The 13,154-nt window shown below is 74.0% G+C and carries 10 protein-coding genes; 2 read left to right on the top strand and 8 right to left on the bottom strand.

Features of this window, described 5'->3' with window-relative positions; translation table 11 throughout:
* Window positions 1-103: 103 nt before the first annotated feature.
* From WMF24_RS37300 to WMF24_RS37275, 6 genes are all read right to left on the bottom strand, one after another.
* Window positions 104-895 carry a hypothetical protein gene (locus tag WMF24_RS37300; RefSeq protein ID WP_437732216.1) on the bottom strand — a complete coding sequence of 264 codons (792 nt, stop codon included), beginning with the start codon at window positions 893-895 and terminating at the stop codon, window positions 104-106.
* A 394-nt stretch (window positions 896-1,289) separates the two neighbouring features.
* Window positions 1,290-2,126 (bottom strand): type II CAAX prenyl endopeptidase Rce1 family protein, encoded by an 837-nt coding sequence (locus tag WMF24_RS37295; RefSeq protein WP_437732215.1) that lies wholly within the window; start codon window positions 2,124-2,126, stop codon window positions 1,290-1,292.
* Window positions 2,108-3,256, bottom strand: a complete 1,149-nt coding sequence (locus WMF24_RS37290; RefSeq protein ID WP_437732214.1) for a peptidase MA family metallohydrolase — start codon at window positions 3,254-3,256, stop codon at window positions 2,108-2,110. The genes WMF24_RS37295 and WMF24_RS37290 overlap by 19 nt, the downstream gene beginning before the upstream one ends.
* Window positions 3,253-4,155 (bottom strand): hypothetical protein, encoded by a 903-nt coding sequence (locus WMF24_RS37285; protein WP_437732213.1) that lies wholly within the window; start codon window positions 4,153-4,155, stop codon window positions 3,253-3,255. Before WMF24_RS37285 ends, WMF24_RS37290 begins: the two co-directional genes overlap by 4 nt.
* A gap of 58 nt (window positions 4,156-4,213) precedes the next feature.
* Complete coding sequence (locus WMF24_RS37280; RefSeq protein ID WP_437732212.1) at window positions 4,214-5,203, bottom strand: NAD-dependent epimerase/dehydratase family protein; 990 nt, start codon at window positions 5,201-5,203, stop codon at window positions 4,214-4,216.
* Between the two features lie 100 nt (window positions 5,204-5,303).
* Window positions 5,304-6,449 (bottom strand): hypothetical protein, encoded by a 1,146-nt coding sequence (locus WMF24_RS37275; RefSeq protein ID WP_437732211.1) that lies wholly within the window; start codon window positions 6,447-6,449, stop codon window positions 5,304-5,306.
* Window positions 6,450-6,592: 143 nt separating this feature from the next.
* On the opposite strand from WMF24_RS37275, the gene WMF24_RS37270 reads away from it, so the two are divergent.
* The gene (locus WMF24_RS37270) at window positions 6,593-8,836 is read left to right on the top strand and encodes a cyclic nucleotide-binding domain-containing protein (RefSeq protein ID WP_437732210.1); all 2,244 of its coding nucleotides are present in this window, start codon (window positions 6,593-6,595) and stop codon (window positions 8,834-8,836) included.
* Window positions 8,837-8,936: 100 nt separating this feature from the next.
* Here the strand turns inward: WMF24_RS37270 and WMF24_RS37265 are convergent, their stop codons facing one another.
* Together WMF24_RS37265 and WMF24_RS37260 are read right to left on the bottom strand one after the other, a co-directional pair.
* Window positions 8,937-10,646, bottom strand: coding sequence for a serine/threonine-protein kinase (locus tag WMF24_RS37265; RefSeq protein ID WP_437732209.1), 1,710 nt, complete (start codon window positions 10,644-10,646; stop codon window positions 8,937-8,939).
* Window positions 10,647-10,732: 86 nt separating this feature from the next.
* Window positions 10,733-11,818: a serine/threonine-protein kinase gene (locus WMF24_RS37260; protein ID WP_437732208.1), complete on the bottom strand. Its 1,086-nt coding sequence runs from the start codon at window positions 11,816-11,818 to the stop codon at window positions 10,733-10,735.
* Between the two features lie 559 nt (window positions 11,819-12,377).
* Here WMF24_RS37260 and WMF24_RS37255 point away from each other — a divergent pair.
* Window positions 12,378-13,091: a helix-turn-helix domain-containing protein gene (locus WMF24_RS37255; protein WP_437732207.1), complete on the top strand. Its 714-nt coding sequence runs from the start codon at window positions 12,378-12,380 to the stop codon at window positions 13,089-13,091.
* The last annotated feature ends 63 nt before the right edge of the window (window positions 13,092-13,154 follow it).

The following is a 13,154-nucleotide window of genomic DNA, read 5'->3' as shown; positions in this document are numbered from 1 at the left end:
CGGCTGACCGGGATGGACGGCTGACCGGAACCGGAGATGGCAGCCGGCCGGCGAGCGGCGGGGAGCTCCGCCGCCCGCCGGGGGCGCGTGCGTCAGCGATCGATCACGTCGACTTGATCTGCGCCCGGCCCTCGAAGCTCGGGCGCTCGCCGAGGATGCGGGACACGGGCGCGGCGGGGGACGCCCCCGCGTCGCCCGCGTCCACGTCGGCCTGCGCGAGGCGCCGCTGGCGGCGGGTGCCGGCCTGCACGCCGAAATACACGCCGAGGAACGTCACGAGACCCCAGCCGAGGAGGCCGAGGGCCACGAGGCCGGTCTGGCGCGAGGCGTCGCTCCCGAGGCGGCTCACCTCCTCCATCGGCGCCGACAGCTTGCTGACCTCCTGCATCGGCTCGCGCAGCGTCGCGACCTGCTCCATCGGCTGCTTCAGCCCAGCGACGTCGCGCATCGGGGCGTCCAGGGCGGCCAGGTCGCGCATCGGCGCGTTCAGGGCGGCCACGTCCGCGAGCGGAGCCTGGAGGCTCGCGATGCTCTCGTTCATGGCGGCGATCGTGGCCTTCATCTCGCTCAGCCGATCCATCGACTGCTCGAGGCTCGCGGTCTCCCGCAGGCTCTGCTGCATCGCGTCCATGGAGCCCTTGAGCTCGGCGAGCCGATCCATCGCCGCCTGCATCTCGGCGAGCCGCTCCATCGGCTGGCGCAGCTCGGCGAGGCGATCGAGGCTCCGCTGCGATTCGCGCAGCGTCGCATTCGACTCCTCGATCATCGCGCGCATCCGCCGCATCTCCTCGGTGGTCGCCTGGATGGAGCGCGTGTTCGTGTCCACCATCGTGGCCATGCCGCAGCCCGTCGAGGCGACGACGAGCAGCGCGACCGGCGCAATCTGACGGAACATATCCCAATGCATGTCCGATCGTTGATGCCTCGAAGGCGTCGCGTCAACGCGGATTTGACGCGGTGCGCTGGAATATGACATAGCCGTGTCCGGGGGGTGAGGCGCTGTGGGATGCCGGTGCGCGCCGGCCCGCGATCTGCGCGGTGTGGCCCGTGCTCGCACGGTGTTGTGAACGGCCGGTGTCGATCCGGAGGACGTTGACGCGCGGGCCCCGCAGGACTCGAGGTGTGGAATCGCCGGGGGGCAGACGCGATGATCTCGGCATGTCGCGGGGGCGGAGGGGCGACACGGCGCCGCGGCACCTCGCGAGGAGGCGAGGTTCACCCGTGGTCGCGGCGAGCGACGCGGCGGTGAGGAAGAGGGCGCCGGGGCGGCCGCGCGCGGGCGGCGACGCTCACGGCGCGGGTCGGCCGGGGCGGGGGGCGCCGGCGCGGAGGACGAGCGCGGCGAGCAGCGCGAGCACCGCCGCGGCGAGCCAGGCCGGCGGGCCGAAGGCGCGGGTGCCGGCGGCGAGCGCGCCGTCGATCCACGTGACGTCGAGCAGGGAGCCGCGCAGGCCAGCGCCCGCGAGCGCGGTGAAGCTCGCGTGGGCGGCGACCGCGGCGATCGCGCCGCGGCCGTGGCGGAAGAGCGCCGCGGCGAGCGCGCCGAGCGCGGTGGCGAGGGCGACGCTCGACGCTGTCGCGCCCGGCGCGAGCCCGAGGGCGGCGCCGTGCGCGAGGGCGGAGAACGCGACGGCCCAGCGGCTCGAGAGGCCGGCGCGCGCGGCGGTCGCGAGCGGGATGCCCGAGAGCAGGAGCTCGTCGCGGACGGCGAGGGCGACAGCGCGCACCAGCGCGAAGGCGAAGCTCAACGACGGCGCGCCGGGCTCGACGGTCGCCCAGCCGATGGCCAGAGAGGCGCCGAGCGGGAGCAGCACCGCGAACGCGCCCAGCGCGGCGCCGAGGCCGGCGCGGCGGGCGAGGCGCGCGCGGCGGTCCGGAGCCTCCCGCTCCAGCGGGTCGATCCACTGCACGCCGGCCCGCACCGCGACGAGGTCGGCGACGACGGCGCCGGCGAGCGCCGCGGCGAGCGGGCTCGACGAGAGGAGCAAGGTGACGATCTGCAGGGCCGCGGCGAGGCCGACCAGCCAGGCCGCGCCGAGCGCGAGATCGATCAGGCGGCGCTGCTGCCGCGCGCGATCGGGCAGGGGAGCGCCGCCCCCGGCCGTGCTCAGTGGAGCGTGTGCCACTGGCCGTTGTGCTCCACCTTCGGGACACCCGCGTCGCCGTCCATCTCGCCGCGGTGGCGCGCGCCCAGGGTGGCCACGAGCTTCGCCGTGGACGCGCGCGCGGGCCGGTGGCGCGTCTCCGGCGCGGCGCGGAGGCGCCGGTGGGGGGCGGGGGGCGCCGCCGATCTGCGGGCGCGGAGCCGCTGGACGCCGAGCGCGCCGCCGACGAGCAGGCCGAGGAGGAGGAGCGAGCCGACGAGCACCGCGAGGAAGCCGTAGCGGCGCGCGACGTCGGCGCGCCAGGCGAGCTCGAGCTCGTGGCGGGGCGCGTCGTAGGCGGCCTCGAGCGCGTCCCCGAGCGGCGCGCCGGCGCTCACCGCGTCGAGGGCGCGCGTGAAGCGCTGCCGCCGCTCGCCGTCGACGAGGAAGCGGAGCACGTCGGCCGACTGCGCGTGGGCCACCGACGCGGCCGGATCCGCGGCGCCAGCGAGGCTCGCCTCGAGGTCGTCGAGGGGGAGGAGGTGCCCGCGGAGCGCGGCGACGGAGAGCCGCTGCGCGCGGCGCGCGGCGCGCTCGCCCGCCGCGTGGGCGGCGAACCCCTCGTGGAACCAGCGCGGGAGCGGGGCGCCGCCCGTCGCCTCGTCGAGGGCGAGGTGCGCGAGCGCGTGGCGGAAGGCGCTCTCGAGATCGAGCGCGTCGCCGCCGTGCCCCGGGGAGGCGCTGAGGGCGGCGAGCCGCAGCGCGCCGAACGACGCGGCGGTCGCCGGGCCCGCGAGCTCCCCGGGGACGAGGTTGTCGAGCTCGGCGGGGACCGCGGCGATCCGGACCTTCACGGGGGCGACGAGCGCCGGGCGGCCGAGCAGATCGCTGAGCTCCGCGCGGACATCGCCGGCGTGCGCGATCAGAGGGCGGACGCGATCGCGGGTCGACGGGCGGTAGGCGAACTCGATCCAGCCGAGATCCTCGGTGTGGTACTCCGGCGGGGGCGGCGGGACGGCGAGCGTTGCCTTGCCGTCGAGCGGCGTCGCGGGCGCGTCGTAGACGCGGGGCGCGGCGCCGGCGAGCCGGGGTGCGGCGGCGATCGCGAGGCACAGGAGCGCCGCGAGCCTGTGGCCCAACGCCGCCGGGCTGCGCCGGGTGGGGCGCGTCATGGCGCGATCCGACCGCGGAGGTGAACCATGTCGCCGTCGTTGCCGCCCGTCTGGGCGAGCACGAGCACCGCGATGCCCGTCACGGCGACGCCCGCGAGCGGCCCCCAGAACCAGGGCGAGCTCCACACGGAGCGCGGCCCGGACGGGGCCTTATCGCCGCCCGCGCTCTCCGCGGTCAGGTCGACGCGCGCGCCGTCGCGGCGGGGACCGCTGCGCGGCGGCGCGCCCGCGGGCCGCTGCGCGACGGCGGGCGCGCGCGCCGTCGCGGAGCGACCCGCGACGGCGTCGCCTCGCTCGTCGTCAGCGAGCAGCGCGCGGACGGCCACGGCAGCGCCCGGCCAGTCGAAGGTCGCGGCGGCGGGGGCGGTCGCGCCCTCCGCGGGCCGCTGGACCGTCGCGCCGAGATCGAGCGGCGCGTAGGTCGCGCCGGCGACGCGGAGCACGCGCGCCACGGGGTGGCCCTGCGACGTCGTCACCGCCACGACGAGCGCCGCGCCCGCGCCCGCGCCCAGCGACGCGAGCAGCCCGCGCGCGACCGGCTCGGACTCGGCGCGCCCGGCCGAGCGGCGCACCTCGGCGAGCTCCTTCACGGCGGCGGGCGCGTCCGGCCGCGGGGGATCGCCGGCGAGCGCCTGCGCCGCCGCCTCGTCGATGGGCGGGCGCAGCGCGGGATCGCGGTAGATCGCGCGGGCGAGCGAGCGAGCCGCCTCGGCGCTCGCGTCGTCCACCGCCACGACGACGGCGCCGCGCAGCGACGAGCGGGGCGCGGCGCTGCTCGCGCGCGGGGCGTCCGCCGCGGCGGCGTCGCCGCGGGGAGGCGCTTCGGCCTGCGCGGGAGCGGCCGTCAGGCCGAGCGCTGCCGCGGCGAGGGCCGCGGCTGCCGACGTACAGCGGGACATGCGGTTACGGTACGGAGGCCGCGGGCGAGCGTCAAACGGCGCGCGGCGCGGCGCCACGTCACAGCCAGCCGTGCTCGCGGTACCAGGCGACCGCCCGGCGCGTCCCCTCGGACCAGCTCACCTGGGGCTCCCAGCCGAGCTCCCTGCGCGCCTCGCCCGCGTCGCATACCCAGTGCGACGCGGCGAGCTCGTTCAACTTGTCGCGCGTCAGCATCACGGGCTTGCCTGTGAGCCGGCTCATCCCCTCGCTCGCGAGCGCGGCGCCGCGCATCAGCGCGAAGGGCACGCCGACCCGGACGAACGCCCGCGCGCCGATCGCCGCCTCCACCTCGGCCAGCATGTCGCGCCACACGTACACGCGGCCGTCGTCGATGAAATACGCCCGGCCGCTCGGGACGTCGCTCTCGAGCGCCCGGATGCACGCGGCGGCCGCGTCGGAGGCGTAGATGACGCTCAGCGTGTTGGTGCCGTCGCCGAGCATCGGGAGGAAGCGGCGCGCGACGCTCTGGAAGAACGCGAACGACTCCTGGTCGCGCGGGCCGTAGATCATCGGGGGGCGCAGGACGACCACGGGCAGCGCGTCCTTCTCGGCGACGACCAGCCGCTCCGCCTCGAGCTTCGAGCGCCCGTAGCGCGTCACCGGGGCCGGCCGCGCGTCGGGGGCGACGGGGCGCCCGTCGAGGCTCGGGCCGATGGCCGCGAGGCTCGAGACGAACACGAAGCGCTTCAGGGAGGGCGCCGCCTTCGCCGCGTCGAGCATGTTCCGCGTGCCGCCGACGTTGACCCGGAAGAACTCCGCCTCGTCGCGCGCCTTGACCAGCCCGGCCGAGTGCACGATCGCGTCGACGCCCGCGTCGACCACCGCGCGGCGGACGCTCTCCGCGTCCTCGATGGCGCCGTACGCGAGCTCGACGCCGCGCAGCGACGACAGGAACTTCGTGCTCGACGAGCGCCGCACCAGCGCGACGACGCCGTGCCCCTTCTGCACGAGCTGCTCGGCGACGTGCGAGCCGAGGAACCCGCTCGCGCCCGTGACAAGCACCTTCATCGATCCGCTCCCTCCTCCAGCTCCCCGCTGCGCCGGCCGCGCCCCCTGGCGCCGCCGCCTGCAAGCTTCACGCGAGCGCCCACGTCCGCCGTCGCCTCGCTCAGAGCGCCCGCTCGTAGACCCGGTACCTCTTGCAGATCCGGCCGCCCATCAGCCGGATGCCCGCGTTGATGGCGGCGTTGTCCTCCAGCGTCCAGCCGAGCTCGCCGCCCTTCATGCCGAGCAGGTGCGCCGCCCGGTTCATCTCGACGTAGAGGAACGCGCTGAGCCCGGCGTAGCGCCGCACGTGGCGCCACTTCTTGCGGATGCCGAGCACGACGAGGCGCCCGCTCTTCGGGCCGCGCACGCGCAGCCGCCACAGCAGCTTGAAGACCCCGGCCGGGAGCAGCTTGCCGTGGAAGTCCCGGATCAGATCGTTGAGGTCGGGCAGCCCGAGCGACACGGCGGCCGGCTCGCCGTCGATGAACGTGAGCTTCGTGAGCTCGGGCATCAGGATGAGCCGCACGTCCTTCGCCCACTTGATGAGCTCCTTCTCGGTCATCGGGACGAAGCCCCAGTTCTCGCTCCAGGCGTCGTTGAAGACGTCCATGAGGATCCGGATGTCGCGGAGCAGGTTCTTCGGGTCGCCGCAGCGCGTGTGCACCTCGGGCATGGCCAGGACCTCGGCGTGCGCCTTCAGCGCCCGCGCGGGGACGTCGCCGACCTCGTAGCGCCACGAGTAGAGGTCCTTCACCTTCTCGAGGCCCGCCTGCTCGATGAGCCGGCCCTGGTGCGGCCGGTGGTAAGGCATCATCAGCACCGCCGGGGCCTCGAAGCCCTCGACGAGGCAGCCGACCTCCTCGTTGATCGAGAGCGAGTACGGGCCGCGCAGGCGCTTCATCCCGCGCGCGCGAAGCCAGCCCGCGGCCTCGGCGAGCAGCGCCTCTGCCGTCTCGGGGTCGTCGATCGTGTCGAGGAAGCCGAACAGGCCTGTGTCGTCGCGGTGGCACCTCAGGTGCTCGTGATCGACCTGCGCGGTGATCCGGCCCGCCGGCCGGCCATCCTTGTACGCCACCCACGCCGTCCCCTCGGCGTGCTCGAAGAACGGGTTCTTCTTCTTGTCGAGCCGATCGGCGATGTCCAGGTCGAGCGGACGGATATAGTTGGGCTCCCCCTCGTAGATCGTGTCGACCACGTTCAGGAAGTCTTTGAGGACCTTCCTGTCGCCGTTCTTCAGCTCGCGGAGCTCGATAGCCATAGGGGGCATGCCCGTACCTTCCGGGACGCGGCGCCGCAAGGGGCTCGCGCGGGCGCTGACCATGCGCTGATCGGGAAACGCGGCGCCCGCGGAGCCGGTAAGCTCTCGCGGAGGGCCGCTGTCCGGCGCCCGGCAAATCAGGTGGACGCAGCATGATGACCCCGAAGGAGTTCCAGAGGCAGTTCAAGCGGCTGCTCATGAGCCGCGTTGAAGGCATGGACTGGGAGGACAAGCTCGCCCGGGTCCGCCAGTACCTGCGCCAGCTCGAGGCGCGCCAGAGCCCGGAGGAAGAGTCGGCCGAGCTCTCGCCGTCGCTGGAGCTCATCCCGTTCGAGCCCGGCAAGCGGCCCGTCGACGAGGCGCTCTACCCGGGGCACGGGTGCAGCGAGCGCGTCGGCTGCATCAACACGTCGGGCGACCCCGCGGAGCTCGGCGACGAGGTGTGGCTGCTCTACCGGCTGCGCGACCTCTACGCCTTCGTCGCGCCGTTCGAGCGGCCGTTCGAGGTGACGATGTCGGCGTGGTTCCTCCCCGCGAGCCCCGGCGACGGCGAGCCGTGCCCGGTGCCCGGCCTGCTCGACGTGCCGCTCAGCCCCCAGGTCGTCTCGACGTCGTCCTACCCCGTCCCGATGCTCGAGCCCGCGCCGTGGAACTCGTTCCACCAGACGGTCTACGTCGCCACCATCGCGCCGGCGCGCCAGCTCGTGCCGCACCCGCCCGGCCAGGAGACCGGCGGCGGCTACCACTGGATCGACCTGCCCGCGTCGTTCCGCGAGCGCATCCCGGACGGCGCCGATCCCTTCACGTTCGCGAGCCTGTTCCGGCAGCAGCTCCGGGTCGAGATCCGGCTCAGCGAGGCGGGCAGGACGGTCTGCGCCGAGTCGACGGACGTCGAGATCTTCGACACGGGCCGCTTCGGCTCGCTCTACGCGCGCCTGCTCGACCGGCTCGTCAAGGCGGACACCGAGATCCAGCAGCGGGCGCTCGGGATCGACGAGCTCCACGTCGGCTACCACCCGTGGTTCCCGGTGCTGACCATCGGCATGGACAAGGCCCTCCTGTACCTCCGGGCCATCCACCAGGACCTCGAGCAGCACCGGCGCAACCTGCCCGACCCGCGCTGGCTGGTCCGGGTGGGGCTCTACCTCGAGCTGCTCACGTGCCTCGGCATCTTCGAGGCGGTGAAGCACGAGTACCCGGACATGCTCTCGCCGGAGGAGCGCGAGGCGTTCGAGAACGGCGCGGCGTTCGCGCCCATCCGCGCGGCGATCGACGTCGCCGCGTGGCGGCAGGTCTGGGACATGCGGCACATCGCGCCGCGGGCGGCCGGCTTCTTCGCGGCGGGGCCGGTGAGCCTGACGAACCTGATGCGCAAGCAGAAGGCCACGCTCGCGTTCCTGCACACCCACCACGCCGACCTCCAGCGGGCGATCGAGCTCGCCGGGCCCAACCTGTGGAACGCGCAGGAGACGTGGCACCGGGTGTTCCGCGACGCCGAGCGCGCGGTGCTCAAGAACAGCGCGCTCGCGTTCCCGGAGCTCGCGCACCTCGACCCGCGCTGGCGCGAGTTCGCGCTCTGGCACCAGCGCGGCGACGTGCGGCTGTTCGGGCTCAGCCTCATGCCCGAGGCGCTGACGGCGCTCTTCGGCGACCAGGACGGCATCTTCCCCGCGGCGTGCCGGCAGTACAGGAAGTCGATGAACGACGTCGCCCGGTGGGCCTCCGAGCGGCACCTCATGGACTACACGGGCGACGAGTGCATCCCGCGGAACGCGAGCCTCCTCGAGGCGTACATGGAGAAGAACGCCTCGCTGCTCGCCGCGCTGCAGCGGCGCGACGGCTACGGGGCCGCGCAGTCGATCGATCTCGACGAGCCGAGCAAGGCCCCGCGCGAGGCGAGCACCGAGGACCTCGTGACGCTGCTCCGGCGGACGCCGGTGTTCAAGCCGCTGCTCGATCGTGAGCTCCGCAAGCTCGCCACGAAGGCGCGCCGGGTCGAGTACGGCCCGCTCGACCGGATCGTGCTGCAGGGACAGCGGGACTCGTCGATGTTCCTCGTCGCCTCCGGCGCCGTCGAGGTGCTCGTGCGGCACCCCGACGGGCAGGACTCGACGGTCGCCGCGCTCGAGAAGGGCGCCGTCTTCGGCGAGTTCGCGCTGCTCACGGGCGAGGAGCGCACCGCCACGGTGCGCGCCGTCGACGAGGTGGTGCTCTACGAGATCACGAAGGAGGCGCTCCAGCCGATCATCGAGGCGCGCCCGCAGCTCGTGATCGAGCTCAGCTTGCTCATGGCGTCGCGCCAGGCGCACCTGCGCGACGCGGCCGAGCGCTACAACGAGGCCGAGGAGAAGGTGCGGAGCCTCGCCGGGCGCATCCGCCGGTTCGTGCTCGGCTGAGCGCGCGGCGCGCGGAGGTCGCGGTCGAGCGCGCCGCGCGCGGCCGCGGCCTCCGCGCGGGCCGCGCGGCCGCCCCGCCGGGGAGCGCGCCCGCGCGCTCTCAGCCCTTCAGGAGCCACGCGATCGCGTCGGCCTCCGACGTGAAGAACGAGTACTCGGGCAGCCCCATGGCCGCCGACAGGCGGGAGATCTGCATCTTCGAGAGCGCGCTGTGCACGAGGTTCGCCGCCCTGCGCATGTCGTGCTCGACGGCGTAGGCCATGGTCTGCCCGACGTAGGGGCTCACGTCGGGCCTCTGCGGCGGGAAGTCCGCGATGTCCGCGAGCACGTACCAGGGCCTGCCGAGGTGGAGCAGCGTCGAGGCCTTCTGGCGGAACTCGTCGAGGTACGCCTTGGCCTCCTCGACGTCCCAGAACCCCCAGACCTTCACGTGGAGGATCCCCGTCGTCACGTCGGCCCGGATCAGGAACCGCCGCTGCGAGGTGCGCTCGCGCCGCGAGGTGGACAGCGGATCGGACCTCCTCGACGGCTCGCCCGTGGAGCTCGTCCAGCTGGACGTCTCCGGCGGCGACGGCAGCGACGACGGCCGGGGCCGTGTCTCCGGGGCCTTCGACGTGGGTGGCGGCGGGTCCGGCGGGCGGTGGGACGGGGGCGTCCTCCCCAGCTCCGGGGGCGTCTTGCCCGGATCGGGGGGCGGCTTGCCCGCCCTGGGGGGCGTCCTGCCCGGCTCGGGGGGCGGGCTGAGCACCCCGGAAGGCGCCTTGGCCAGCTCGGGCACCGTGACGGTCGGGATGTCGGCGAAGCCCGGCGGCAGGCCGGGCCGCGAGGGCTGCGTCGGATCGGTCGGGCTCGGGCTGGGCGGGCCGGGCAGCGGCGGGTCCGGCAGCAGCACGACGCGCGACGCCCGCGGGAGCGGCACGCCGAGCGCGTCGGCGAGCGCGCTGACCGCGACCGACGCGCGCTCGAAGCGGTCCTCGGGCTTGAGCGCCGTCGCCTTGAAGAACCACGCGTCGAACGCGGGCGGCAGCGAGGCCGAGCGCCGGCGCGCCGCGCGGGCGCTCGGCGCCTCGGTCGCGCCGCGCAGGAGCTCCGACGCGAGCAGGTAAGGGGACGGGATCGCCTCGGCCTCCTGGGTCCAGTACGTCTCGCCGACGAGGAGCGCGTACGCGACCTGCCCGAGGGCGTAGATGTCGACGCGCGGGCCGATGTTGCGCTCGGCCCGGATCTGCTCGGGCGCCATGTACACGGGCGTGCCGAGCATCTGCCGCGTCAGCGTGGAGGCGTGGTGCTGCTCGATGACCTTGGCGATGCCGAAGTCGAGGATCTTCACGCACGGCGAGCCGTCGTCGCGGACGGTGACGAACAGGTTGTCCGGCTTGAGGTCGCGGTGGACGATGTTCGCGGCGTGCGTCTTGTCGAGCGCGAGCGCCGCCTGGAACAGGTAGATGGTGACGTCCTCGGCGGGGAGGGCGCCGCGCTTCTTGATGAGGCTGCCGAGCTCCTCGCCGCGGAGCAGCTCCATGACGATGAACGGCGTGCCGGTCTCGTCGTCGACGCCGGCGTCCGACGTCCTGACGATGTGGTCGCTCTCGATGATGCCGGTGATGCGGGCCTCGAGGGCGAAGCGGGCGCGCAGCTCCTCGCTGTCGAGGAGGCTGGGCAGCATCACCTTGAGCGCGCGGCGCGTCGCGGTGACGTCGTCCATCACCTCGTAGACGGCGCCCATGCCGCCCGCCTTGATGACGCGCATGACCTGATAGCGGTCGCGGAACCGCGTATTCGGCTGCAGGAGGCCGGGCGAGGAGCTCATCCAGCGGCCCTCGAATGAAGCATGGTCCGGAACACGCTATCTCAGCGGCTTCCCGCGTCGCAAGGCGCTCGGGTGGGGGAGCGTGCTCACGGCCGGATGGCGTCGCTCTCGGCGCCGCCTTCGCGCTCGTCCTTGTCGCGCTCGTCGCTCTGCCCGTGGCCGAGGAGCGGCTCCAGCGCGGCCCAGAGGGCGCGGACGTCCTGGAAGCGCTCCTCGGGGGCGACGGCGAGCGCCCGGGCCACCCAGGCGTCCACCTCGGGCGGCAGGTCGGGCCGGAAGGCGTACAGGCTCGGCCGTGGGCCGCGGGCGGCGGCGATCAGGATGTCGACCCGGCTCGCGCCGGAGAACGGCACGCGCCCCGCGAGCGTGCGGAAGAGCACCGCGCCGAGCGAGTAGATGTCGATGCGGTGATCGATCTCCTGGGGCCGGCCCTTCCAGACCTCGGGCGCGATGTAGCTGGGCGAGCCGGGGATCGCGCCCTCGCGGGTGAGGGGGTCGGCCTGCATGACCTTGACAAGCCCGAAGTCGAGCAAGCGCACGCCCCCGCGCGCCCCCGCGCCGGCGCCAGGCGGCGCGCCGGCGTCCGCGGGGCGCGCCGGCTCGCCCGCGGGGGCGGCGCGCCCCGCGGCGCCCGCGGGAGCGGCGCGCCCCGCGGCGGTCTGCGGCGGCTCGTCGCCGGGGCGAGGCGGCGAGGAGGAGGACGGATCGTCCGCGTCGCTCTCCAGGACGAAGATGTTGGCGGGCTTGAGGTCGCGGTGGACGATGCCGCGCGCGTGCGCGGCGTCGACGGTGTCGACGATCGGACGGAACAGCTCCTGAAGCCGGCCGAGCGGGAGCCGTTGGCCCCGCGCTTCCAGGCGGCGCAGCGTGGTCTCGAGATCGCTGCCCCTCAGGAACTCCATGACGAGGTAGAGGGTGCCGTCGGGCGCCTCGCCGAAGGCGAAGACCTGCGTGGCGCTGGTGCCGGCCAGCGCGCCCATGGCGCCGGCCTCGCGCCGCATGCGGGCCTTGAGGGCGGTGTCGCTGGCGAACTCGGGGTGGAGGCACTTGACGGCGACGTGCCCGCCGGTGTGATTGTCGAGGGCGCGAAAGACCCTGCCGTGGCCTCCCTGACCGACCACCTCGAGCAGCTTGTACCGGCCGTCGATCACGTCGTCGATGTCGTAGGCCATCGGCAAGTCCTCACTGTCCCGAGCGCACTCCGCCGGCGTGTCCGCGCGAGACGCGTCCTGGTTGTAGCCGCTCCGCCGCCTCGGCGGTAGGGACGGGCAGAGGCTGGCTGGGCGAGCGACCGGTGCGCGGGGAGCGCCACGCCCGGAGGGAAGCGCGAGCGGCTGGGAGGGAGGCGAGCGCGGAAGGGGCGAGCCAGCTGGGCGGGCGCGCAGCAAGAGGGGCGGGCCTGCTGGCGCGCGCGGGAAGCGCGGGAAGCGGGAAGCGGGAAGCGGGAAGCGGGAAGCGGGAAGCGGGAAGCGGGAAGCGGGAAGCGGGAAGCGGGAAGCGGGAAGCGGGAAGCGGGAAGCGGGAAGCGGGAAGAAGGAGCGCCCGTCTGCCGGGGAAGGCGGGGGCGCGGGAGAGGGAGAGTGCTGCGGGGAATGCCCAGCGCCGCGTTCAGGCGGCATCCTAGGAGTGACGGAAATTACCTGATTATTGCTCGTAATCGTTACATCGAGATGGCGAATTTGGCTGTGTTGCTCTCCTGGTGATCCAGTGTAGAGTGCCGCGCACCCTGATATGAGATCGGTCCGCCAGAACAGCGACCTTCCCGCGGCGAGCAGCACCGTGCCGATCGCTCTCGACGCGCAGCAGGCCCGGCCCGCGGCGCAGGCGAGGGAGGTGGATGAGGAGGCGTGGAGCTATGAGCTCGCCCACCCCGATGCGCCGTCGGATCTGACGGCCATTGTCGGGGAGAACCTGCGGCGGCTCCGCACGCGGCGCGGGCTCTCGCTGGAGCGGCTCTCGAAGGTATCCGGGGTCAGCCGGGCCATGCTCGGACAGATCGAGCTCGGCCGTAGCGCGCCCACGATCAACGTGGTGTGGAAGATCGCCCGCGCGCTCGACGTGCCGTTCTCGGCGCTCGTCAGCAATCGCGCTTCTGGCGGGCCGATGCTGCTGCGCGGCGACCGCGCGAAGCGGCTGACCTCGCATGACGGAAAGTTCACGTCGCGCGCGCTCTTCCCGTTCGATTCGCCGAGAACGGTCGAGTTCTACGAGCTGCGCCTTGCGCCGCTCGGCATCGAGAACGCGGATCCCCATCCGCCCGGCACATCCGAGAACATCGTTGTGAGCCAGGGGACGGTCGAGATCGGCGTCGACGGACAGCGCTTTCTGCTGGCCACGGGCGACGCGCTCGTGTTTCAGGCGGATGTCCCGCACGTCTACCGCAATCCGGCGAACGTCGACTCGCTGATGTACCTCGTGATGACCTACTCGCTGCCGGCGCCCTGAGGAGGGCGCGCTGCCCCTGCGGGGGGGCAGGGGACACGGAACAGCGGAGTCGAAATGAGAGAA

This window comes from Sorangium sp. So ce1335 (assembly GCF_051521615.1).
Taxonomy (GTDB): domain Bacteria; phylum Myxococcota_A; class Polyangia; order Polyangiales; family Polyangiaceae; genus Sorangium.
The sequence above is the reverse complement of the archived record's forward strand: the minus strand, read 5'-3'. Positions and strand labels throughout refer to the sequence as shown.

Excerpts from the sequence above, each read along its gene's own strand:
- WMF24_RS37280 (WP_437732212.1), bottom strand. The coding sequence starts at position 5,203 with ATGAAGGTGCTTGTCACGGGCGCGAGCGGGTTCCTCGGCTCGCACGTC.
- WMF24_RS37255 (WP_437732207.1), top strand. The coding sequence starts at position 12,378 with ATGAGATCGGTCCGCCAGAACAGCGACCTTCCCGCGGCGAGCAGCACC.
- WMF24_RS37300 (WP_437732216.1), bottom strand. The coding sequence starts at position 895 with ATGTTCCGTCAGATTGCGCCGGTCGCGCTGCTCGTCGTCGCCTCGACG.
- WMF24_RS37270 (WP_437732210.1), top strand. The coding sequence starts at position 6,593 with ATGATGACCCCGAAGGAGTTCCAGAGGCAGTTCAAGCGGCTGCTCATG.
- WMF24_RS37265 (WP_437732209.1), bottom strand. The coding sequence starts at position 10,646 with ATGAGCTCCTCGCCCGGCCTCCTGCAGCCGAATACGCGGTTCCGCGAC.
- WMF24_RS37260 (WP_437732208.1), bottom strand. The coding sequence starts at position 11,818 with ATGGCCTACGACATCGACGACGTGATCGACGGCCGGTACAAGCTGCTC.
- WMF24_RS37275 (WP_437732211.1), bottom strand. The coding sequence starts at position 6,449 with ATGCCCCCTATGGCTATCGAGCTCCGCGAGCTGAAGAACGGCGACAGG.
- WMF24_RS37290 (WP_437732214.1), bottom strand. The coding sequence starts at position 3,256 with ATGACGCGCCCCACCCGGCGCAGCCCGGCGGCGTTGGGCCACAGGCTC.
- WMF24_RS37285 (WP_437732213.1), bottom strand. The coding sequence starts at position 4,155 with ATGTCCCGCTGTACGTCGGCAGCCGCGGCCCTCGCCGCGGCAGCGCTC.